Here is a 23,690-nt window from a genome sequence, read left to right as displayed (position 1 = left end):
TTTATTCTCCGTGATAGTTTATAAGTGTCGTGACTTTCATGGGCGACAAGATCCTTTCATAGTTAAGGTCCGGAAGGCCTATTACGCCGAAGCATTCGACTACGGAGCCGCCGCCTTGCTCGATAATTTTTTTTGCGGCTTTAAAAGTTCCGCCGGTCGCGATGAGATCGTCGACTAAAAGATATCTTTTTCCGCTTGAAATGTCGGCTACATGGACTTCAATTTCGGCGGTTCCGTATTCCAGTTCGTATTTGCAAGAATATACTTTACCAGGAAGTTTACCTTTTTTGCGGATGAGCACAAGAGGAATGCCCAGCCGCTGTGCAAAAGGCGCCGCAAAGATAAATCCGCGCGATTCGACGGCGGCGACAGCATCAACCTTTGCATTTTTATACAAGTCAACCATCCGGTCGATGCAGAATGAAAATGCGGCGGGATTTACTAAAATGCCGGTTATGTCATAAAACAAAATGCCGGGTTTAGGGAAGTCGGGCACGCGGCGAACGGCTTTGTCCAGATCGTTAATCGAAAACATACTTTAAAATGATACAAAACCTATACGGTACTGTCAATACAAGACATGGCGAGTCGTTTTGAGCGGACGCGGCTGAGTATATTTTCAATCTTATTTCCGTCTCCTTTTTCAATCGCATCTTTTAGATTCGAAAGAGATTTTTCAAAAGCAGTTATGTGGTTTAAAAGCTCTCTCTTATTTGAAAGAAAAAGTTCAGTCCACAAAGGAGCGTTGATCATTGCGATGCGCGTAAGATCTTCATAGCTTCCACCGCCGAAGGCTGTGATTTTGTCGTCTTCCGCACTGTCCACAAGCGACGAGGCGATAATATGGCATAGCTGCGATGTAAAGGCTATTTTATGATCGTGGATAATGTGATCCGTCTCTATTATGTGTTTAAATCCCATAGCGCGGATAAGTTTTCTTATGAGCTCCAGATTTTCAGAACGGTTTTCTTTTTGGGGCATGAGGATGTAGTTGCGGTTTTGAAAAAATGCGCCTGACGAATTGGAAAAGCCTTCTTTTTCACCGCCGGCCATGGGATGCCCCGGAATAAAATCCGTATCGCTTCGTACAAAATCGGCCTTATTTTCAAGTATGAAGGATTTTACTCCGCTTATGTCGGTTATTACGGTTCCCGGTTTAAAATCGTTTTTATGTGTTTTTAAAAAATCAAGGGTTGCGTGCGGATAAAGGCATATGTATACCAAATCGCAGCTTTCAAGCATAGTATCTGCGGCGGATATGTCATACCCCTTGTCTATGATTTTATCCTGCACGGCCAGGTTAAGGGAACCGCTGTTTATGTCTGCGGCGAAGATTTTTCCGTTTGCGTTCGGAACGTTCAGTATTTTTTCCCGCACGGCCTTTGCGAGAGAGCCGCCCATAAGTCCGAGCCCTATAAATCCGTAATTAAGATCTTTAAGTTTTTTCATTTCACACTCCCGTCGAAGCTGGATTGAACGGCGCGCTTTGCGCACAGTTATGATCAGCGATGTTTCGGCTTTATCCGAAACTCGTCGTTTAACGAGACCGCGATGTCTCAGCGGTCGAAGTTAAACCTTCCTATTTTCTATCGCCGCATATTTTTGCAGTTTTTTCATCATATCGTCAAATGCGTCCGGCAAAAGCGCCTGCTCGCCGTCGCTTAACGCCTTGTCTGGATGATTGTGAACTTCAATTTCAAGGCCGTCGCAGCCTGCCGCTACGGCGGTTTGTGAAAGCGTCGGGATCATCCAGCGCGTTCCGCATGCGTGACTGGGGTCTATCACTACGGGAAGATGAGTTACGTGTTTTAAATACGGAATTATGGAAATATCCAGACAGTTGCGCGTGTAGTTGTCGAACGTGCGTATTCCGCGTTCGCATAAGATTATGTTTTCATTTCCGCTGGCCATGATGTATTCCGCCGACATGAGAAACTCTTTTACGGTTGCGCAGAGTCCGCGTTTTAATAAGATCGGTTTATCCGTCTTTCCAAGTTCTTTTAAAAGGTCGAAATTCTGCATGTTGCGCGCCCCGATTTGTATTATGTCTACGTCGTCAAAATACTGAAGCTGGCGTGCATCCATCAATTCCGTAACGACGGGAAGACCCGTTTCCTTTTTTGCGTTTATTAAAAATTCTATTCCCTGTTTGCCGAGTCCCTGAAAGCTGTAAGGCGAAGTTCTCGGTTTAAATGCGCCGCCGCGCAAAAGACGCGCTCCTGATTTTTTTACTTCTTTTGCGATCTCCACGATCTGGTCTTCCGATTCCACCGAGCAGGGACCTGCGATTACGCTTATGATATCGCCGCCTATGGAGCAGGGATCAATTCCTTTTTGTCCGCTGCCAACCTCGATTACGGTATTTTGGGGATGAAAAGAACGGCTTGCCATCTTGTACGGGGCGCTTACCCGCTGTACGGTTTCTACTACGTCGTTTGCGGCGACGGTTTCGGCCTCGATCTTTGAAGTGTCGCCGAGCAAGCCGACTATCGTAGTGCTTTCTCCTTTGGAAAGGTGAATCCCGAAACCCCTGTCCTTCCATGACTGAATAAAGTCGTCAACTTTTTTTTGCGGAACATCTTTTTTTAGTATGATTATCATAATTCCTCCTGATAAAAATTTTTACGGCGATTTTAGCGGCGGCCGTTTAGGCTGCGCCTGGCGCACGCTCCTTTTTTAAACAAAAAAAAGGAACTCCGCAGAGTTCCTTTTACGCATTAAAACGTTCATTTTAAGCATTACGTAGGCGAACCCGCAGCGTTTTTGTAAAGATGGGTATAATAATAGTTAAAATAGGAGTATACCGACATTGTGCCGCGGTTGATTTTAAGAGCTGAAAAAAATTTACGTGTTTTGTCCGTAATGTTCGTCATGGGTAAAACATATACATAAAAGCTAAGACGTGTCAATAGTTTAGTTTTTATCGCTATATAACGCCCCGCACGGCATACGCCTTGCCAACTCGCACTGTATGCCGTATACTTTTTCTCATGATGAGAGAACGCATATTACATCTTTGCTCCTCTTCCCGCGTATGTACGGGTGTCCGCCTGCAAAAACTTTGCGGCAGGTCTCGCAGCAGGGTACTTGACACGCCTGAGCGGGCCGGTGCAAGCTTCTCCGCTTCTCCGCTTCTCCGCTTCTCCGCTTCTCCGCTTCTCCGCTTCTCCGCTTCTCCGCTTCTCCGCTAAGGGCGTTTTCCGCTCATCCGCCGCACACTAGTCCGTTCATAAGGAACATACAATATAAACTCCGCACAATACGCACGAAGGCCGCAGTGTCCCCCGTGCGTTTTTTTATTTTCTCACAGTTTGCCTGTATGGCCGAGTTTGCCGTGCGGCAAACATCGCGGAAATAAAAGTACGCGAGTTTTCGACAGAAAACTCGATGCTCAAGAATGTACAAGGACGTACATTCTTGAGAGGGATTCTTAAGGAATTGCAAGCAAGGCGTAGCAATTCGGAGCCCTTAAGCGTTATTTGGAAGATGGGTTGGGTTTTAGGGAAGGGAGAAACCGGACAGGATGTCCGCCTGAATAAGACCTGCGAGTTTTCGACAGAAAACTCGGGATAAAAAGCATACACGGACGTATGCTTTTTATCGGGTGTCTTTCTCCCTCCCAAAGGAGATCAGTTGAAGCTCACGGCTCAAATAGCGCCGCTCGCTTCAACGCCGAGTTTTAGGCCTCAGCCTAAAACGTCGCATTATCGGTCTGCACTTTCTCAACTAACGTTTGCGAAAGTGCGTAAAAATTGTTTCTCGGCTTTTGATAAAGTCTGCGAAACAATTTTTAGGAGGTCTTTATGCTAAAGTACTCTCTTCGTGAAAACTTACTGACGGCTGCGCCGGACGACTTTATGGCGCAGGCACAGGATGTGCGCTCGTACACGCTTGACGAGATTATCGACTTGATGATGCAAAAAGGTTCCACGCTTACGAGAGCCGACGTCGCGGCGGTGCTGCAAATCTACGGTGAAGTGTGCGCCTCGCTCATTGCCGACGGCTCTGCCTTAAACACGCCGCTCGTGAACACATCTTTGAGCATATCGGGCGTGTTCAACGGAGCAAACGACTCTTTCGATAAAAAGCGGCACACGGTCAATTTGAACATGACGGCGGGAACGGCGCTCAAAGCCGCAGCCGGCAAAATCAGGTGCGAAAAGACCGGAACGGCAAGCACCGACCCGTACATTACCGAAGTAAAAGACGTGGTATCCGGCAAGGTGAACGAGGTTTTGACCAAAGGCGGCGTTGTGCAGATTACGGGAAGCAGGCTCAAGTTCGACCACAAGGACGCGGCGCAGGGCATCTTCTTTGTGCCGGAAACGGGGAATCCCGTGCGGGCAGCGGTTATCGCCGAAAACAAACCCGCGCGTCTTATGGCAATCATTCCTGCCGATTTGGAAGCGGGGACGTACTACATCGAAGTGCGCACGAAGATGGATACCAAAGGAAAAGCTCTTAAAACATTGAAAACGGGCAAATTCAACAAACCGCTTACCGTTACATAACGGGGCACTCCGCCCCGACGGAATGGGGGACAGCGCCTCACGGTAACGGGGGACGCTCCCCCTGCATAATGGGGGACATTGCCCCACAGTAATGGGGCGTCCTCCCCCGCCGTAATCGGTCTATCACCGGCTTAGTGCCGGAATTGATAAAGGATTTTATTTATGAGGAGGTTTTTATGAAACACAAAGTAAAAACATTTTTGTTTATCGGTTTAGCGCTTATTGCGCTCTTTGGCATGACCGCCTGCCCGAACAACGCGGGCGGGAACGGGGGCACCCCGCCCGCTCCCACGCCCAAGCACACCGTAACATTCAGCGTTGAAGGCTCACCGGCGAACGGCACGCTTAAAGCAAAGGCGGACGGCATTGCGGAAACGGCAACAAGCCCCATAAACGTCGAACAAGGCAAAACCGTAACTTTTACCGCGGCGCCTGATTCGGGCTATCGGGTAAAGGGCTGGACGCTTGACGGTACGGCTGTAAACGGCACGAACGATTCTTATATGCTGAGCATTACCAAAGCGGTAAACGTGAAAGTGAGCTTTGAAAGAAATACCACACCGCCGCCCGTGCCCGTATCGTACAGCATAACGTTCAGCGTAGAAGGCGGAAACGGCACGCTTAAAGCAAAGGCGGACGGCATTGCGGAAACGGAGACGAGCCCCATAAACGTCGAGCAGGGCAAAACCGTAACCTTTACGGCAAATCCCGACTCCGGTTACAAAGTAAAGGAGTGGCAGATATTCGGCACGGGAATGGTGTTTGAAGCGGGTACGGGAACTGCGGGAAACAACACGGCGCAGGTAAATCTTCAAGCCGATCTTACCGTAAAGGTGAGCTTTGAAGTGCTTCCGCCCGGCGAAGCTTCGTATACGGTAAAGCACTATCAAGAAGGAACGGACGGGAACTATCCTGCAGAGCCGACGGAAAGCGAAAATAAAAGCGGCACATCGGGAGACCCCGTCGTATACACGCCGAAAATCGGCGGAGCCTACGATGGCTTTACCTACAAATCGAACCTCACCGAAATAAACGGAACCGTACAGGAAAACGGCACGATAGCCGCCGACGGCAGTACCGTTGTAAAACTCTATTACGAGCGCAATACGGTGAACGTAACCTTTAAACTTGCAGGCGGTAACATTGCAGGCAATGCGACCGATGTCGTAAAATCCGGCAAATACGGCACAGCTTTGGAAGTTCCCGCCGATCCCGTAAAAGCGGATTCCGTTTTTAAAGGATGGACACCCGCACTGCCTGCAACTCCGGTCTTCCCCGCTGCAAATGCGGAATATACCGCAAACTGGGCGCTGCTTTATACTATCGATTTCGGCGTGGACGGTGCGAACGGCACACTTACGGCAAAAGTTGACGGCAGCGGAATCGGTTCGGGCAATAAAGTGGAACAGGGCAAAACCGTCGAGTTTACCGCAAAGCCTGGTGCCAATTTTGCCGTAGACAAGTGGACAAACGGCGGCAGCGACATACCCGAAGCGGGAGCGAACGAAACGTACAACCACACGGTAACGGCGAATGCGAACATCAAAGTAAAGTTCAAATATGCGGGAGCAGACCTCACGCTGGACAAGCGGGACGTTACCAAAAATAAGGGGGAAACTTTTCTTTACAGACTGGTAACGGCAGGCTCGGGCAGTTACACGGCTGTTCCCGAACAGGCGGACATCATCTCGCTCGATACGTCGAATTTGAACAGTCACGGCAACATCAAAATAACTTTCAGCAAAGTCGGTACAACGCGCATAAAGGTAACCGACACGCTAAGCGGACAGACCGACTTTTCGGGTACCATTACCGTAAAGCCTTCCGCCTTTATACCCGACTACTTTGCAGAAGCCGGCGTGCGCTACCATGTAACGGATAGAACCGCTCTAAAGGTGAGCGTAACCGCCAATACTGATTCAGGGAATTCTACGGAGTACACGGGAACAACGCTTGCCATACCGAAAGAGGTTATCCACGACGGCGAAACCTACACGGTAACGGATATAGAAGCTCCCTACAGATGGGGAGATACGCTGCAAGAGGTAACGGTCGCAGCCGATAACACCTACCTTTCTTCAGTAGACGGCGTTATCTTTAACGGCGATAAAAGCATACTGCGCTGGTATCCGAAGGGTAAACCGGGCACCGTTTACACCGTTCCTTTAAGCGTAAAGACATTGGCAACCGATTCTTTTAGAAATGTTTCCGCACTGCAAACCATAAGTCTGCCTGACGGCTTAAAGCGTATTGAAGAAAAAGCGATTTTCTACTGCAGAAACGTGCAAAATCTTACGCTGCCTGATTCACTTGAATATCTGGGATTTAACGCGTTGAAAGGTATAGCAATCACTTCGCTTACCGTACCGCAAGGGATAACGGAGATTTCAGGGATTCAGAACTGTTCTCAGCTGCAGACGGTAGATTTGCCGTCACAGCTTACTAAGTTGGGCTGGGCATGCTTTGCCAGCTGTGGTGCCCTGACAACGGTAACGTGCAGAGCGGCAACCCCGCCGACTATTGAGGCACGCGACCACGTGTTTAATAACACGCCCATCAGTTCCGCAACGCTTAAAGTGCCCGCCGGCACCGAAGGCGATTATCGAACCGCAGAAGGCTGGAAAGACTTCGGCACGATTGTGGCAATAACGCCGTAAGGAATTGGTAAAATGTTTGAAAACGGCTCAAAATCCGCAATAGGATTTTGAAAAGCGAGTTTTGGCGGGTTTTTGCCCGTCAAAATATCGCGTACGTCCGTGCGCTCTTTGCGTACCGTTTCATAGGTCTTTCCTTGAACTTATGGATAAAAGACTTTACACTTTATATAAATGCAAAGATCGAATGAAGATGAAATACGGCGCATAAAACACAAAAAGATGACGCAGACGCCGGTTCCTAAACTTGTACTTAAGATGGCCGTTCCGACGATTATAAGCATGATGGTGTCGTCGATATACAATATGGCCGATACGTTTTTTATGGGCAGGATAAGCGCCAGCGCAACGGCGGCCGTAGGTATCATTTTTTCTTTGATGGCCATAATACAGGGAGCCGCTTTTTTTTTCGGACACGGCAGCGGGAATTATATTTCGCGCCGTCTCGGCGCTAAAGATCCTGAAAACGCTTCTAAAATGGCTGCGGACGGCGTTTACTTAGGCATGGTCTTCGGCGTTGTGATATGCGTCGTCGGGTTATGCTTGCTTAAACCGCTGGCGCTTTTTTTCGGAGCGACTCAAACCGTTTTGCCGTATGCGATGGACTATATGGGCATAATTCTCATAGGTTCGCCTTTTATCATAAGCGGCTTTATTTTGAACAATCAGCTGCGTTTTCAGGGGAGCGCTTTTTTTGCGATGCTCGGCATTGCCTCCGGCGCCGTTTTAAATATCGTTTTGGATCCTATTTTTATCTTTGTTTTTAATCTCGGCATCCGTGGAGCCGCATTGGCGACTATAATAAGCCAGTTCATAAGTTTTTGCATACTTGTATTGGGAACCGTAAAAAAATCTTCCGTTTCCATAAGTGTAAAATATTTTTCGCTTTCAAAAGAAAAAATCTTTGCCATGTTTCAAGGGGGCACGCCGAGTCTTGCGCGGAACATCCTTGCAAGCGTTTCAATGATCGTATTGAACCGGGCGGTAAGTGTCTACGGAGATGAAGCCTTAGCCGCCATGTCCATAGTTCAGCGTTTTTCTTTTATGATGCTCGCCGTTGTTTTGGGACTGGGACAGGGTTTTCAGCCCGTATGCGGTTTTAACTACGGCGCGTCTCTTTATTCCCGCGTAAGGCAGGCTTTTTTATTCTGTGTGGGCGTGGGGACCGCTTTTTATGGGGTTGTCTTGATTACGGGTTTTACCGCTGCCGATCTGATTGTAGGGGTGTTTTGCAATAACGATCCGGGAGTTTTGCAACTCGGCGTTAAAATCATGCACATATATTGGAGCACGTGCCTTCTCATACCTTTTGTAGTGATTTCAAGTATGCTGCTTGAAAATATAAATCACTATAAATCGGCTACGTTTGCGGCAATGTCGCGGCAGGGGCTTTTTATGATTCCATGTCTGATGATTTTTCCCCGTTTATTCGGTTTTACGGGAATTATTGTTTGCCAGCCGATTTCGGACATACTGTGTTTTGCAGCGATTTTGTTTTTGGTCGCTCCCGTCCTAAAAAAGTTCAAAGAGACTTAAACCGGTAAAAAGTTACCGCTTGTAAAAGTTCGGCCACGGCATATGCCGGTGAGCGCAACGAACGGTGTTCGGAGTCGCCGTAAAATCTGAAATTTTCAAGAGGATAGTTCACATTCGGCGGCATTCAGGTTTGTCATTTCTTTCAATTTTTCCTATAATTGTAAACATGAATTTTGAGAATGAGCCTTATCTTTCGCGTCTGCCGGAAGACAAGACTCTCTGCGTATATAATTCATCCTCTCTTATTTTTTCAAACAGCGGAAAATGGCTTATGCCGCTTTTCGAACTGGAGAAGTTTTTAAAAATTTATTTAGGGCCAAAGGACAATCTTTGCGCTCACGATACCGCCGTCGGAAAGGCGGCGGCAGTCCTTATGGCACGCATGGGAATTAAAAAAATACATGCGGACATAGGCAGCAGGCTTGCCGAACGGTATATTGCAGAATTGAACGACGGAGTTGATGAAAAAGAAAAAATAAGTTTTTCCTGCGGAATTAAAGTAGATCGGCTTTTATGTGCGACGGAGGATCTGTTTGAAAGTCTGTATGACAGCGACGAAATATACATGCAGCTTCGCCGGAGGGCGAGGCTTGTGCAGGGCGTTGAAGCGCGTGTTGAAAATATTTCATCGAATTACGGTTTTATAAACGATTTGTCGTTTACGGTTCCTGCAGGAGGCCGCCTAATGGTTGCCGGTGAAAACGGAGCGGGAAAGACAACCCTTTTAAAAATTTTGTGCGGCCTCATCCGTCCTAAATCGGGGGAAGTTTTTATTGACGGAAAAACACCTTCGCTTTTACCCAAACGCACGATAGGATATATTCCGCAACAGACGGACAATACGGAATTCAGTCTAAGCGTTGAAGAAGTCGTATCTTTAGGGATCGGCCGCGCTTCCGTGAAAAACCGTGAAGCCGTAATCCGAAGATCGCTTGAAAGAACAGGAGCTTTAGGCCTTATTAATCGAAGCTATTCCAGTTTAAGCGGCGGAGAAAAACAAAAGGTTTCCCTTGCGCGCTGTTTGGCGCAGGACGCGAAATTGCTTTTGCTGGACGAACCTACCGCCGCCTTGGACGCGGAAAACCGTAAAATGGTTACGGACATACTCCATTCGCTTTCCGTCTCCGAAATTCCTACGATAATAATCGTAACGCATGACAAAGAGCTTTTAAAAATGCACGGATGGCAAACTCTCGTGCTGGAGAGGCCCGGAGACTGAGTTCCGGCTGAAACCGTCTGTAAGGTTAGGCCAGCGCTTGCGGATGTGCGCTGACGGCGATAAAATAAGGTGAGATATGAATAAACTGATGCTTTTTTTACTTCCGCCCGTTTTCAGAGGATTTATCGCATTGATAGTTTCAGGTGCGGTATTTCCGCTGTGCGGAGTAACGATCATTCGTCTTAATCTTATTCCGCTCCGCTACATGCTTATGCACGGGGTTATCCTCGGCGGCGCCATAGCCTTGGCTTTTTCTCTTCCGCTTGTGCCGGTTACGATAGCTGTAAATACCATACTTGTGCTTGTGATGATAAAATTCACAAGAAACAGCTCTTTCGGCTTCGGTAGTTCCAGCGCAGCCGTCATGGTATTGGGAATGGCTTTCGCTTCGCTTTTGACGCACATTGCAGACGTTCCGGCAAAGGATACTTTAGATCTTTTATGGGGAAGCCCTTTCGCTCTGACAAACAAAGATTTTGCAGTCCTTTTCATTCTCGCCGTTATTATTGCGGTTTATTTGGCGATCAATTTAAAAAACGTTTTGGCGTTGTTTTATAACGCGGAGGTTGCAAGTTCTTTAGGCATAAACGTGCGTTTTCATTACACGTTGATGGTTTTAATAATCGCTTTTACCGTAGCGCTTGCGATAAAGCTTTTAGGTGCCTTTTTGATCGATGCGCTTTTGATCTTGCCCGTTCTTTTTGCGGCGTCGCTTTTAAAAAAGTCGCACGGAATAAAAAGGCTTTTTGCCTTCAGCAGTGTTTCAGGCCTTGCTTTTGCCGTTGCGGGATATTTTCTTGCAGTCGTACTGGATCTTCCTCCGGGGGCAACGATAGCCGTGATTGCAAGCCTTGCATACGCCGTCAGTTTGACCGTAAAATAAATTGCAGGTCGGCCGAAAACATTGCGCGCCGGCCGTCGCAGTTCTGCGACAAGGAGACTTTATGAAAAAAATTATGCTGATCGCAAGCTTTGTCACAGCCATGTTTTGTGTTTTCGCGGAAGTGAAAACTTCTCAAAATACCCGCACTGCCGTCCCGCGAGTGGTCGCTTCCACATCGTGGACGGCGGCCTTTGCCGATATCGCGGGAGCGGATAACGTTGAAATCATCGCTCCGGCGAACTTGCGCCATCCGCCGGAATACGAAGTTACGGTGAGCGACATTCAAAAGATTTTAGACTGTGATTTTTTTATCTATGCCGGATTTGAAAGAATGATGAAAACGCTCGGCGGCGTAACGGAAAGTTCTAAGATGATAAAAATTTTAAGCGACAATTCCGTTTCGACGGTTACAAGCGAAACAAAAAAGATCGCGGAAATTTTACATACCGAAGGCGAAAATGAAAAACGCCTTAAAGCCTATGTAAAGACGATCGAAGACGGAAAAGCGGAAGTCCAAAAAAAAGATTTGAATAAATTAAAGGTGCTGTGCAATAAACATCAAATTTATCTTGCACGGGAACTCGGATTTGAAGTGGATGATGTGTTCGGCCCCGGCCCGGTAACCGCGATGCAGATTGCAAAGGCAAAGGACGGCGGTTACGCGCTGATAATCGACAATATACATAATCCGCAGGGGAAGGCGCTTGTCGAGGTTTTGCCTAACGCCAAATATGTCGTCTGGCGGAATTTTCCCGAACGGGTAGAAAGAAATGCGCTCCTTAACGTTGTGCAAAAAAACATCGATTCGCTTTTAAAAGCGTTCAAATAGCGCCGCTCAGTTCCAGTCGCGCTTTATATAAGTCGCTTTGGGACGGGCGGTTATGTCGACTCTGCGGTTTTGGGCTCGGCCTTCCGGCGTGGAATTGTCTGCTATGGGCTGAGTGCTTCCGTATCCCTGAAAGCTGAACAGATCTTTCCTAAGTCCGAAATTTAGAAGCGATTCGATCACCGATTTTGCTCTCTCTATGGAAAGCTGCATTTCTCCCAATGGGCGTCCTATGCCCGCAGCGTGGCCTTCCACAAGGATCGTAAATTCGTTGTTTTTGGTTATGTCGCCGAGCATCTGCGCTACCTTTGCGATGCGCTCTTTTTCTTCAGGCAAGAGAACGGGAGAGTCGGGATAAAATTTCAAATCGATTTGAAATAAAATTCCCTTGTAGGTGTCGTAAATTTCAACGTCGGGCACCTTGTCCACGTAAAGAAGCTTTCGAACGGTGTTTAAAGCCGTATAATACAGTTCGTCCTTTACGGGAGCTTTTACGTCGTAGATAAGATTGTCCTTGTCAAGAAGGATCACAACCCTTCCTTCTTCAAGCAGTTTTAGATTTTCCGGAACTGTGAGAATTTTAAGCGCGTCGTTATATGAAATAACGGGATCCGTACGGTTTTGTCCGTAGACCTTTCTGGCGAGTATCCTAAGAGGATCGACCCCGATCCTATCCCTGTAGATTTTTTCATCGTCGGAATAGTTATATGCGACGATACTGTTCTTTTTTGCATTTGAACTGTTCGTCATGTTCCTTTCGTAGACGAGATCCATTTTGTCGTTCCATATTCTTGGGAAAAAACAGGGATGTACGCTGCTTTTTACAAATTCACCGTGGACGGGCAGTTGGCCTCGCGCGTCTATTATTATTCCCGTAAATGCGCGCGACGGAACTTGTACTATGGGCTCTTGCGCAGTGTACGGAATTTTATGGTGTACCATGAGAGAGGATATGGAACGCAAGTCCATAAGGTGATTTGTTCTTATGACGGAAGACGAATCCGTAAAAACGCCCGGAGTTCTTTTTCCGTCTTCGATGATCCTTGTGAGCTGTTCAAGCGTGATATCTTCGTTTAAAACCGTATCTCCCAACTGCAGATAAGAATCCACAAAAATCGATAAGAGCTGATCCTTTATGAGCTTGGGCATTTCCAAGGCTATGCGGTAAAGGGCGGAATTTTTACCCGACGGCATATTTATTCCGGCTTTTTCAACGTTGAACAATACCTGTGAAGAAAATTCTTGTTTAGTCCAGTCTATTGAACAGCTTGAAGAGATGAGAGCGGCGTTTTGCGCTTTAAGAGATAATCCTGCCGATATATATAAAATCAATGCCGAAAAGACAGCCTTAAAAATGCGGTTTTGTTTCATTATTATATTTTCCCTGATTTAATATCGGATAAAAACCCCGTCGAATTCAGCGTTATTTAGCCCGCCCCTTAAGTTTCTCTAATTTTAGGGCGGCCTTTTGCATGTTTTGTTTCGCCTGTGGGCGATTCCATTACATCGCCGGTTTTACGGCTTAGCTTTAGACAAGGCGTTTACGGCGTGTTCTGCAGCCGTTTTCATTCCTGCGGGCAGTCGGATGATGTAGCTTGTTTTCGGAGGTGTAACTCCGTGCAGCAAGGCGGGGTTTAGATTTTTTAAAAGATCTTCGCTCATGCGGAGCTCCGCCGCCAAGGCGCTCAGGTAAATTTGTTTCTGCACCGTTATATAATCGAATTCCCCTGCGCGAGGATTTACGGGCCTGTTGTCTTTCCCGTTTGCGTCGGGTAAATTTATGCCGTAATATTTACTGTTTTGCGCCAGATCCGCAACGGCAAGCAGTTTAGGCACGTAGCGCGCCGTGTGTTCGGGAATGAGCGAATTTTCTGCAACAAACCAAAAAGTCTTTTTTTGAGCTTTTGCGAGAGCGCGGCTCATTGCACCGGCGCCGCAATTATATGCGCCTATAGCCAATGCCCAGTCTTTAAAAACCTTGTAGTTGTCCTGCAATTTTGTTAAGGCGGCGCCGGTGGATTTCCAAGGATCAAGGCGCTCGTCCACCCATTCGTTTACAGTCATAAAAGGCTCAACGCTGTTGAGCATGAATTGCCACATTCCCACGCCGTTTCCGTCTTTTGATCTGGCGGAAGGATTATAGCCGGATTCGATTACCGGAAGATATTCCAAAATCGACGGCATTCCTCTTTTTTTCAGTTCCGAACGGACATAAAGCCTGTAAGGTTCGGCGTCGTCAAGTATTTGAAAGAGTTTTTTTTGCCCGAAAGGCGTCAGGTATTCGTTTCTGAACGCTTGAGTTTCTTTTCGCTCGGCGCCTTCTATGTCGAGTTTTTTATAGACGGCGATTTCAAAGCGCTTTACCGGAGAATTTTGCCGCGAGGCCGTGGAATTGTGCGCGGACGGCGATGTAACCGTAGAGGTCGGCGGAATTGCGGTTGGCAATTCAGCGAGTGGCGATGCCGCCGACATCGATGCGGCCGTACTTTTACATGCGCCCCAAAGTATGAAAAGAAGGAGCGGATAAAACGGTGCGTTCTTTTTTTTCATTACAGTCTTTCACCGAAGTAGATTCCCGCCCATTCCCAGCGCCCGTGAATTTCAGGATCCGCAGGAAAATTGACCTTTCTGAAGCACAGATACCAAACGGAAATATACTGGCTCCATCCTGTAGTCCAAAGGTACGCTTCGTTAGGATTTGAACCGTCATCCAAATTTTCATTATAGCGTATTCTGTTTCCGCGCATAAAATTGCGCATTGAAAAAACTTCCTGAGCGTTGCTTGCGGAGCGGTCCTGATTCCAGTTCATCGTAAAAAAATTCACCTTTGATTTGTATTGATCCAATAAGCGCCAGTCGTAGCGGGAAATCGCTTTTTTTATCGCTTCTTCAAGAGCCGCCAGGCTTTCAAACGTCCAATCTTTAGGAGAATTGTTAAAGTCTACGAGCTGCCGTGCGTTTGCGTAAGCGTCGGGTACGCCCGCTATTTGGATAGTCTGTGCGTCTGGCTGTTCAAGAAACTGGGAATAAGCGCGCATCGCAAGTTCCCATTCGCCTTCCTTTTCATATTCGAGCGCGAGGCGTTCGTATAATTCGGTAATGCTCACATTCATCGGAAATTTTGAAATAAGTTCGTTAAAATATTTTATTCTGTTTGCAGGCGTCGTGCTGATCTTTATGAGCTGCCTTAGGCATTGAAAATGTATGGACTGTCCCTTTACCGTAATATCAGGATAATTTTTTAATATGCGGTCAAAATAGTATTCCGCTATGGGGGCGGCGTTGTTTTGCATGTATACGCTTGCGGTAATAAAAAGCCAGTACGTGTTGTAAATGTCGTCGGAGTGCCGCTCCGTCCAGTCTGTTAAAAACAGTACAAGTCTGTTGTAGTCTTTTTGCGCAAAGAATATGTTTGAAATGCTGTTGATAACCGAATATCGGTTTTGCGTTTCAAGCGACGGATCTTCAAGCAGCTTTAAAAGCTGTTTTTGCATTGTCTGGTTTTTTAAGGAAAAAGAGTCGGCGCTATTGTTTTTATCGCAGGCGAATAAAAGAGCGCAGCACAGGATGACAGCTAGGGTTTTCGAAAAGTGTAAAAACATTTTCAGCTTCATAGCGCAAATTTAACATAGTGATAAGTGATTGGCAAGACGGCCGATGTTGGTGTATTCTATAAAAGAGTTTGCGAACGGATCGATCTTTAACGGCGGCTTTGAAAATCTTATTTTAAAAACCCGTGAGGATATTTTTATCGTCCGGGCTTTGGAGAAAATATGGGTAAAAAACCGACTCCTTTATTATATATATCGCTTGCCTTGGGAATTATTTTTATCCTGCTGGGGCTTGTTTTGTTGATCGTTTTTTTTGCGGAACCGGAAGAGCTTGTTTTTTCCCGTTCTGCGCTGGGGCTGCTCGTTTTCGGGGCGGTTTTTATCTATGTTTCGATAGCGGTCAATCACAGGGCGTTCTTTTTGTACGTAGGATTGAATTTATGTTTTTTCGGAATGCTCGCGCTGGTTTTGACGTTCAATATTTTCAGGCTTTCGCTCGGACAAATTTGGCCGCTGGGCATGGTTTTTTGCGGAATTTCATTGATTCCCGCCGGCTATTACCGTTTTAGACGCTTGCAAACGGTTTATATTTTCCCCTCGTTCGTCTTGATCCTTTTAGGAATTTTTTTCGGACTGTTTTCTTTTGATATTTTATCTGTTTCGTTCTCGTCGTTCGTTTCCGTATGGTGGCCTACGGTTTTTATTATCTTAGGCATTGTCCTGATCGGCATTTTCCAATATCAGCGGAACAACCGGTTTTCTTTTCCGTATATGACCGGTGATGAAACCGACGACGACGAAACAGGAGAGGAATCGTGACCGGTTTTTTTAAAAACAGGTATGTCTTATCAGCGTTTACGATTCTTTCTCTTTTTTTTCTTTCCTGCGCCGGAACGAAGGCCGCCAAAGATTCTGCAGAGCCGGCAGAAATTTCTTCCGATGATCAAAAAGATGATCAAAAATATATTGACGCTTCTTCCGTGCGGCTGACCGTCCTCGGAAAACATGAAATTTCGTTTTTTTATGAGATTCCCAAAGATATAGTTGACGACGTATGCATGGGCACTCCTCAATCCCTTGAACGCGCGGTAGGACGCTTGCGCAGTTTGGGAAGGGAAAATACGGATAAAGAAAAAATCCTTATTTTCGTCGCTTCCGCTATCATGCGCATAGTGTGGCCGCAGGAAAAAATATCTTGGGATACTCCCGGCGTCCCTCAGAATAACGCCTACGTAGGTGTGATAAATTCCGTAGAGCAGGGCGTGTACGATTCCAGCTCCGGCGGAGACGATTTTTTGACGCTTGTTTTACCGTCGTTGGTGCTGCTCACAAACAGATCCAGAAGCGATTATTTTAGCGGATCGCATGCTGCGCTGTCGGAAGCTTTAAAAATCAAGAGCGATTCGGTTTTGGCCGATTATCTTTTCGGCGTTTTGTGCCGCAGGCAATCCCAATACGGCGACGCCGTGATTTATTTTAGAAAAGCCTCCGACGGATCCGCGGGAAATTTTCAAACCTCTTATGCGTTGGCGGACGCCCTTATGAAGAACGGTCAAATTCAAGAAGCGTCGGAAATAGCAAAAGATCTTGTTTTGTCTTATCCTAACGATACGGAACTGCTTAAATTATGCGCTCAGACTTTTTTTGCACTTAAAAATTATAAGGAATCGGAACTGTATGCTGCCCGCGTCTTACAGCAAAACCCTGCGGATGCAGAATATATCTTGTTCCGTGCGCGCATTTTACTCGAAGAAGGTGATTACATAAGGGCAGTTTCATTTTTGGACGTTTACGCCCGTAATGATACTGTTTCCCGCGATTATCTTATGCTGCGCTCCCGTGTACAGCGCGAATGGAATAAGAATTTACGGGGAGCGGTAGAAACGATAGAGCAGGCGATGGCCCGTTATCCCGACGATCCTGAAGTTACGCTCGCCGCCGCCAAACTTGCCTCTTCTACCGGCGAAAGAGTCGCCGGAAAAACCGCCGGAGAACTCGCTTCTGCCGTGCTTTCCACGGACGCCGACAATACCGAAGCTCTTGACGTTTTTATAAAGGATTTGATTTCCCGTAAACTCTGGAACGACGCCTACGTCGTAAGCCTTCGTCTGATAAACAAGCAGGACGTTTCTTTAGAAATGCAGCATACTCATATTGAGATCTGCCTTGCTCTTAACCGCACTAACGAGGCATGGAACATCGCCGAGTCCCTTTACGAAAAATTCCCTAAAGAAGAAATTGCCCTTCGCTCGTACCTCGAAGTTTTGTACGCTTTAGGGCGCCGCACGGAATCGATCGATCTTATCGATAAGCTTTTGCCTTCCGCTTCTTCAAGATTAAAAAGTTTTTTGTATTACAGGCGCAGTTTTTTAGCTTCCGGAGAGACGGCCGTCCTTGCGGATTTGCGTGCAAGCCTCATTTCCAATTCGCGCAACGAAGACGCTTTGTATAAGCTGTATTCCATATATTATGAAAAAAAAGACTACAGGCGTGCTCAATATTACTTAAAACAGGTTGTTGCTCTCCATCCTTCGAACGAAGAATTTTTGCGAAAAAACGAAGAACTTGAAAGTCTCCTCAGACAGTGATTAGTTTAAAATTATGCCGATATAAGGTGCGGATATAGAAGTGCGGCAAAAGACCAAGGGACGGCAAAAGGCTCCGCGTATCAAGCCTGACAGTTAATCGCTCCTTGACGCAACCGATGTTCTTGACTAATATTATTCCATGTTCGTTTATAAGAAGGTAAGAGCGGCTCTTTTTTTTTGTGTTTCACTTTTCGGCGTTTTAAACACAGCGTCTTCCCAATCGATCAAGACTGCGGGCGATTTTTTTAAAGAAGTTTCGGATCAATATGCCGCGTTGACGACCTATGAAGCTCAGATGGAAATCTTGACGGACAAGACTGAAATGAGAGGCAGGGTGTCTTTTAAAAAACCGGATCTGCTTAGAATAGATTTTTCCAATCCGCAGGAACAAGTGATAGTTTTTAACGGAGAACTGTTGACCATATATATTCCCGGGTCTGACGCTATTTTGCAGCAATCCGTGCAGAATTCACCCGGTTCTGCGGGGACGGCGCTCGCCACCCCCCAGGGACTTTCGCTTATGACGCGCTATTATACGATTGCGTACGAAAGCGGCCAGGATCCCGCTCCGCTTGAAAGCGATTCCACGGAGAACGTCGTAAAACTTTTGCTCACGCGCCGCAATTCTTCCGAATCGTTTAGGACGATAAAACTTGCAATTTCGCCGGAGACAAAGCTTATCCGCAGGGTTGAGGCCGTCACTACAAGAGGAGAAACCATTACCTTTAATTTTTCAGATTATGTTTTGAACAGGGCGATCCCGGATCAGCGTTTCATATACGATCCACCGTCTTCCGCAAATAATTACAATAACTTTTTGTTTTCGGAGTAGATCGCATGGAAAGTTACGGGCAGATATTGAAGAACAAGCGTGAAGAAAAAAAACTTGATATCGATAAAATCGCTCATGATATCACCATTTCCAGGCAGTATCTTAAGGCTCTTGAAGATGAAGACGAAAGCGCTTTTCCCGGCGAGCCGTATTTATACGGATTTTTAAAAAGCTACGCCGAATATTTAGGACTCAATCCCGATTCCGTAACCGTTCTGTATAAAAATAAAAAAATTCAGGAAAGCGACATTCCCGAAGGTTTGTTATTTAAAAGAAAAAGGTATCTTTCTTTGCCTCTTATTCTTTGCGGATTGTTAATCCTTTTAGCATTGACAGGATCCGTCGTCTTTTTTACCGTTTTTAGAAAAAATATCAATAAAAATACGGAAACGGTCGCCGTAGGTGAAAAATTTCAAAGCCGAGAGTATGATCTGACGGACGGCGGTTTTTCAAAGAGACTTTACAAGGGCGATAAAATAATTGTTCCTTCGGAGGAAGGCAATGTGATCCTCATGGTTGCAGGAACGCTCGGTTCTCTTAAATTGGACACGCCTGCAGGGCGTCAGAAAATCGATCTGGCGGAAGAATTATTGATCGATATTGCGGGCAATGCAAAGTCCGAATTGGTCGTTTACGTTTCGGATATTTCCGCAAGGGATGAATCGCGCGGGGCTGAAGTTTCCATGATATTAAGAAAAACTTCCGGCGAAATTCCCTCTACCGACGTTTCTTCCGTAGAAGAGACAAAACTTGCGGACACTATGAAGGTGCTGCTCTCAGATACCCGCGCTTATCCTTTTACGATAAATGCCACTTTCCACGGTGCTTGCGTTTTCCGTTCCGTAGTTGACGGCGGAGAGGCTTCCGAAGCTTATTACACAAGAGGCGAAATAGTTACTATGACGCCCAAAAACGGAGTAAGGCTCTGGATGTCTAACGGTAACACGGTTCATCTTCAAATGATCGCGAACGGGCAGACGACGAATCTCGACATAGGTAAGGCGGGAAAAGTTGCCGTACAGGATATTAAGTGGATCAAAGATACCGACGGGCTTTATAAAGTGGTTGTAAGTGAAGTTGACTGATCCTGAGAAACGTTTTTTTTTAGATCAGCACGGATGCGCCAAAAACAAGGTTGACGGCGAGCTTTTGATAGACAGGCTTTGCGCCATGGGCTTTGCACAGAGTTTTGATCCTTCAAAAGCCGATCTCATAATAGTTAATTCCTGCGGATTTATCGAAAGCGCAAAAAAAGAATCTCTTGAAGCGCTGTATTCCGCGCGGAGCCGCTTTCCTGAAGCGAAGATCCTGCTCGCGGGCTGTCTTGCGGAGCGTTATGCGAAGATTTTCGATTCGGAGCTTCCCGAAGCCGACGGCATATTCGGTAACGGCGATCTTTCCAAAATCGACGACACGGTCATAAAAATGTTTTCGGGCGCAAGGCCGGTTATGACGCCCGCTCAAAAAGGCGTATGCTGCGGGGATCGTTCGATGCTTCTTACGTTCCGCGGTTCGGCCTATGTTAAAATCACGGAAGGGTGCGATAACCGCTGTTCTTTTTGCGCCATACCTCTGATCCGCGGAAACCTCAGAAGCCGTCCTGCCGTCGACATAATAAGCGAGATAAAGCGGCTCATCTCAAAAGGCGTGTATGAAATAAATCTTATAGGGCAGGATTCCGCCGCATGGGGTACGGGCGAAGAAGACGACGTATTCGGCAACGGCCCTGAAAATCTTTTCATCGGCGCCGCGTTTGAAAAGCCTGCGTCCGATAAAACCGCATTCTTCGAACAGGGATCTTCTCTTTCCCGCCTTTTAAGAATGATATCTGCGCTTGAAGGGAACTTCCGCCTTAGATTGCTTTACATTCATCCCGATCATTTTAACCGCAACATTTTACCGGTGATCAGGAGCGACAAGAGGATTCTCCCTTATTTTGACATTCCGTTTCAGTCGGGCGACGATGAAATTATACGCTCGATGAACCGGACGGGAAATGCAAAGTCGTATAAAAGACTTATAGAGGATATCCGCCGCGTTTTGCCGGACGCGGTTGTGCGCACGACTTTTTTGACGGGATTCCCCGGCGAAACCGATGAAAAATTTGAAAATACGTGCAAATTCCTAAAAGACATACGCCCGGACTGGTCGGGTTGTTTTTCGTACAGCAGAGAAGAAGACACCCCTTCTTACGGTTATAAAGGACGGGTTTCAAAGAAGATTGCAGAAAAGAGGGCAAAAGACCTTTCGGACATTCAAAAAAAAATTACGGCAGAGTCCCTTTTACGGCGGGTAAACAAAGATTATGACGTTATGGTCGAAGAAGTTTTGGATGCGGCGGACGGCGAGAACTTGGGATTTGCGATAGGGCGGGCGTGGTTTCAGGCTCCCGAAGTGGACGGTTCCGTCGTCATCCGCTATGACAGAAACGACTCCTCCGCCTTAAAAGCTTTGAAGCCCGGACGATTGGTTCGCGTGCGCGCGGTCGCTGCAGGAGATGTAGATCTGGACGCGGTATTTACGGCAGACTCACCCGAAAACAAGGGCATACGGGAACAGAGCAAAACTCTGCTTTTTGCTCCGGAAATAGATGATGAGTCAAAATAACTTTGCGGAGTAAACGGCTATGTCTTTTGAAACTTATCTTTCCGTCTTAAATCCCCAGCAGCGGGAAGCTGTAGAACATTCGGGTTCTCCTCTTTTGATCTTGGCGGGAGCCGGCTCTGGTAAGACTCGCGTGATAACCACAAAGATCGCCTATCTTATCTCTCAAAAAAACATTAACGCGCGCAATATTCTGGCCGTCACTTTTACAAAAAAAGCCGCGCGAGAAATGGCGGAAAGAGCCGTGCGCCTTGAGCCCCTTGCCGCCGACGCTCAGATCAGGACGTTTCACTCGTTCGGGGCGTGGTTTTTACGGAGGTTTGCCGACAGAGCCGGGGTGGACAAGAATTTTACAGTATACGATGACGACGATATGGTCACCCTTGTGTCCAAGGCCGTGCCCAAGCTTAACAGGCAAAGCGCGGCAAAAGCCGCTCATAAGATAGCGCTCGCAAAAGATTATTGCCTTACACCCGACAGCAAAGAGTTAATAGATGTGGAAAGTTCTGCAGAATTCCCTGAGATTTACGCGGCCTACGAAGGGCGCCTTCGGTCTACGGGGAACGTCGACTTTGGCGATCTTATAATGCTGCCTGTCCTGATTTTGCAAAATGACGAAAATATCCGGCGCCAAATTCAGTACAGGTTTAAAGTCATAATGGTAGACGAATATCAGGACTCGAATGTCGCTCAATTTAAATTTCTGGAAGCGCTTTCGGGCATACAAGACAATAATCCAGCCTATCTCTGCGTAGTGGGCGACGACGATCAGTCGATATACCGCTTCCGCGGCGCGGAAGTGCAAAACATTTTGAATTTTCAAGATCATTTTCCCGGAACAAAACTTATACGTCTTGAACAAAATTACCGCTCTACGGTACAAATTTTGGCCGTCGCCGACAAGGTTGTAAAAAAGAATGAGAGCCGATTGGGAAAAACGCTCAAAGCCGACCGCGGTGAAGGATCGAAGCCGATTTTAGTCTTTTGTCCTACGCAGGATGAAGAAACGCAATTCTGCGCAAATCTTATAAAAGAAGCCAAAAAGAAGGGCTGCCCCTACAGCGAATGGGCGGTTTTATACAGAACTAACGCGCAATCGCTCGGCTTTGAAAGCGAATTTTTACGGCAAAAAATCCCTTACGTAGTGGTAGGCTCTCTCAAATTTTACGAGAGGGAAGAAATAAAGGACATACTGGCCTTTTTAGCCTTAACTGCAAATCCCAGGGATGAAATTGCTTTTCGCCGCGTAGTAAACAAACCGTCGCGCGGAATAGGCGAAAAATCCCAAGAGACAATCATAGCCTGTGCGCACGCAAAGGCCGCCGTGTCGCAGGTCGCTTCGGTTCCGGGCGACGACGCTCTTTCAAGCGATACGGGCGAGTCTTCTGCAACAGGCTTAGTCGAAGCCGCCCGCGAGATTGTAAACGGAAAAGACGGTTTTGAAGGCATAAGCAAAAAGGCGAAAGAAGGACTTTCGGACTTTGTAAAGATGATGGATCTTTTTTCGGATTTTGCAGGCATGAATGATGTCGATTCCGAGCCGGATAAAGAAGGCCGTGAAGACGGAACAAAAGGAAATGCTTCGGATGACGCCGAAAAAGAAACCGACGCCGCTTCAAAAAGAATTGCCGCTTCGTCAAACAACGTTCCGCCGTGGAAGAAAAAAGCTGAAAAACTTTCGTCGCTTATTGAAAAGATCGCCGAAATGTCCGGAATCCTCGACTATCATAAAGATCATGATGAAATTTCAGGAACTCAGAGAGCCGCAAACATTCAGGAACTTATAAACAACGCCGTCTTATACCCCTGTTCCCGTAAGGGACTTCTGGATTTTTTGGATACGATAGAACTCGATCGATCCCTTGACGAAGCTTCGAATTCGAATATAGAACAGACGGACTGTGTTACGCTTATAACGCTTCATAATACCAAGGGACTGGAATTTCACCGCGTGATCATTACCGGCCTTGAAAACGGCATTTTCCCGCGCGAAGACAAGACGGGCGCGGATTTGGAAGAAGAAAGACGCTTGTTTTACGTGGGCATAACGCGGGCGCAGGATCAGCTGTACATTACTTCTTGTTCCGTGCGGCGTCTTTACGGAAGAGTGGAGTACATGCAGCCAAGCCGTTTTTTACTTGAAGCGGGAAGCTCTTTGTTTCAGGTTTTGGGCGACGTTCCGCCTTCCTACGCCGCAGCCGTGCGCTCTCAAGACGATGTTTCTTCTTTATCGGGTTTACCGGACGAAGAAAAATTTACCGAAACGGAAAAAGGCGGCGCCTTTTCGGATTGGAAAAAGGGCTCTAAAATTTATCATGACGATTACGGATACGGACAGATCATAAATGCGTTTTCGCGGTCGGGAGAATATGTGATTACGGTTATGTTTGAAGGCGGCGGAATAAAACAGTTCATCCCCAAATACCAAAGCCACAATATGATGATCGTAAAAGACTGAGTTTGCCGTAATATGAAACTTTTCGAGC

The 23,690-nt window shown here is 46.8% G+C and carries 18 protein-coding genes; 12 read left to right on the top strand and 6 right to left on the bottom strand.

Annotation, left to right across the window (positions count from 1 at the left end; genetic code table 11):
• Nucleotide 1 precedes the first annotated feature (1 nt).
• The 3 genes from HRQ91_RS09815 to aroF all read right to left on the bottom strand — a co-directional run bounded on the left by HRQ91_RS09815 (nucleotide 2) and on the right by aroF (nucleotide 2,601).
• Nucleotides 2–535 carry an adenine phosphoribosyltransferase gene (locus HRQ91_RS09815; RefSeq protein ID WP_210119377.1) on the bottom strand — a complete coding sequence of 178 codons (534 nt, stop codon included), beginning with the start codon at nucleotides 533–535 and terminating at the stop codon, nucleotides 2–4.
• A 20-nt stretch (nucleotides 536–555) separates the two neighbouring features.
• Nucleotides 556–1,449 carry a prephenate dehydrogenase gene (locus tag HRQ91_RS09810; protein ID WP_210119376.1) on the bottom strand — a complete coding sequence of 298 codons (894 nt, stop codon included), beginning with the start codon at nucleotides 1,447–1,449 and terminating at the stop codon, nucleotides 556–558.
• Nucleotides 1,450–1,569: 120 nt separating this feature from the next.
• A complete protein-coding gene (gene aroF / locus HRQ91_RS09805) occupies nucleotides 1,570–2,601 on the bottom strand; it encodes a 3-deoxy-7-phosphoheptulonate synthase (RefSeq protein ID WP_210119375.1) in 1,032 nt (343 codons plus the stop codon).
• 1,202 nt (nucleotides 2,602–3,803) lie between these two features.
• Here aroF and HRQ91_RS09800 point away from each other — a divergent pair.
• From HRQ91_RS09800 to HRQ91_RS09775, 6 genes are all read left to right on the top strand, one after another.
• The gene (locus HRQ91_RS09800) at nucleotides 3,804–4,511 is read left to right on the top strand and encodes a DNA-binding domain-containing protein (protein WP_210119374.1); all 708 of its coding nucleotides are present in this window, start codon (nucleotides 3,804–3,806) and stop codon (nucleotides 4,509–4,511) included.
• 176 nt (nucleotides 4,512–4,687) lie between these two features.
• Complete coding sequence (locus tag HRQ91_RS09795) at nucleotides 4,688–7,168, top strand: leucine-rich repeat protein (protein ID WP_210119373.1); 2,481 nt, start codon at nucleotides 4,688–4,690, stop codon at nucleotides 7,166–7,168.
• 171 nt (nucleotides 7,169–7,339) lie between these two features.
• On the top strand, nucleotides 7,340–8,701 hold the full coding sequence (locus tag HRQ91_RS09790) for an MATE family efflux transporter (protein ID WP_210119372.1): 1,362 nt from the start codon (nucleotides 7,340–7,342) through the stop codon (nucleotides 8,699–8,701).
• Nucleotides 8,702–8,867: 166 nt separating this feature from the next.
• Nucleotides 8,868–9,920, top strand: a complete 1,053-nt coding sequence (locus HRQ91_RS09785; RefSeq protein WP_210119371.1) for a DUF1893 domain-containing protein — start codon at nucleotides 8,868–8,870, stop codon at nucleotides 9,918–9,920.
• 76 nt (nucleotides 9,921–9,996) lie between these two features.
• Nucleotides 9,997–10,803, top strand: a complete 807-nt coding sequence (locus tag HRQ91_RS09780; RefSeq protein ID WP_246473213.1) for a metal ABC transporter permease — start codon at nucleotides 9,997–9,999, stop codon at nucleotides 10,801–10,803.
• 61 nt (nucleotides 10,804–10,864) lie between these two features.
• Nucleotides 10,865–11,632 (top strand): metal ABC transporter substrate-binding protein, encoded by a 768-nt coding sequence (locus HRQ91_RS09775; protein WP_210119370.1) that lies wholly within the window; start codon nucleotides 10,865–10,867, stop codon nucleotides 11,630–11,632.
• A gap of 6 nt (nucleotides 11,633–11,638) precedes the next feature.
• Here HRQ91_RS09775 and HRQ91_RS09770 read toward each other — a convergent pair whose 3' ends face one another.
• The 3 genes from HRQ91_RS09770 to HRQ91_RS09760 form a co-directional block, all read right to left on the bottom strand.
• Nucleotides 11,639–13,000, bottom strand: coding sequence for an OmpA family protein (locus HRQ91_RS09770; protein ID WP_210119369.1), 1,362 nt, complete (start codon nucleotides 12,998–13,000; stop codon nucleotides 11,639–11,641).
• Between the two features lie 144 nt (nucleotides 13,001–13,144).
• Entirely contained in the window at nucleotides 13,145–14,179 is a 1,035-nt protein-coding gene (locus HRQ91_RS09765) for a lytic transglycosylase domain-containing protein (protein WP_210119368.1), read from the bottom strand.
• Nucleotides 14,179–15,243 (bottom strand): tetratricopeptide repeat protein, encoded by a 1,065-nt coding sequence (locus HRQ91_RS09760; protein WP_210117913.1) that lies wholly within the window; start codon nucleotides 15,241–15,243, stop codon nucleotides 14,179–14,181. Before HRQ91_RS09760 ends, HRQ91_RS09765 begins: the two co-directional genes overlap by 1 nt.
• Before the next feature lie 159 nt (nucleotides 15,244–15,402).
• Between HRQ91_RS09760 and HRQ91_RS09755 the strand changes: the two genes are divergently transcribed.
• From HRQ91_RS09755 to HRQ91_RS09730, 6 genes are all read left to right on the top strand, one after another.
• Nucleotides 15,403–15,999: a hypothetical protein gene (locus HRQ91_RS09755; RefSeq protein ID WP_210117914.1), complete on the top strand. Its 597-nt coding sequence runs from the start codon at nucleotides 15,403–15,405 to the stop codon at nucleotides 15,997–15,999.
• A complete protein-coding gene (locus HRQ91_RS09750) occupies nucleotides 15,996–17,768 on the top strand; it encodes a tetratricopeptide repeat protein (protein WP_210119367.1) in 1,773 nt (590 codons plus the stop codon). The genes HRQ91_RS09755 and HRQ91_RS09750 overlap by 4 nt, the downstream gene beginning before the upstream one ends.
• Before the next feature lie 139 nt (nucleotides 17,769–17,907).
• Nucleotides 17,908–18,600: a LolA family protein gene (locus HRQ91_RS09745; RefSeq protein WP_210119366.1), complete on the top strand. Its 693-nt coding sequence runs from the start codon at nucleotides 17,908–17,910 to the stop codon at nucleotides 18,598–18,600.
• A gap of 5 nt (nucleotides 18,601–18,605) precedes the next feature.
• Nucleotides 18,606–19,685, top strand: a complete 1,080-nt coding sequence (locus HRQ91_RS09740) for a helix-turn-helix domain-containing protein (RefSeq protein WP_210119365.1) — start codon at nucleotides 18,606–18,608, stop codon at nucleotides 19,683–19,685.
• On the top strand, nucleotides 19,672–21,207 hold the full coding sequence (gene rimO, locus HRQ91_RS09735) for a 30S ribosomal protein S12 methylthiotransferase RimO (RefSeq protein WP_246473212.1): 1,536 nt from the start codon (nucleotides 19,672–19,674) through the stop codon (nucleotides 21,205–21,207). Before HRQ91_RS09740 ends, rimO begins: the two co-directional genes overlap by 14 nt.
• 19 nt (nucleotides 21,208–21,226) lie before the next feature.
• Nucleotides 21,227–23,662: an ATP-dependent helicase gene (locus HRQ91_RS09730; RefSeq protein ID WP_210119364.1), complete on the top strand. Its 2,436-nt coding sequence runs from the start codon at nucleotides 21,227–21,229 to the stop codon at nucleotides 23,660–23,662.
• Nucleotides 23,663–23,690 lie beyond the last annotated feature (28 nt).

Source organism: Treponema parvum (assembly GCF_017893965.1).
Lineage (GTDB): Bacteria > Spirochaetota > Spirochaetia > Treponematales > Treponemataceae > Treponema_D > Treponema_D parvum.
The sequence above is the reverse complement of the archived record's forward strand: the minus strand, read 5'-3'. Positions and strand labels throughout refer to the sequence as shown.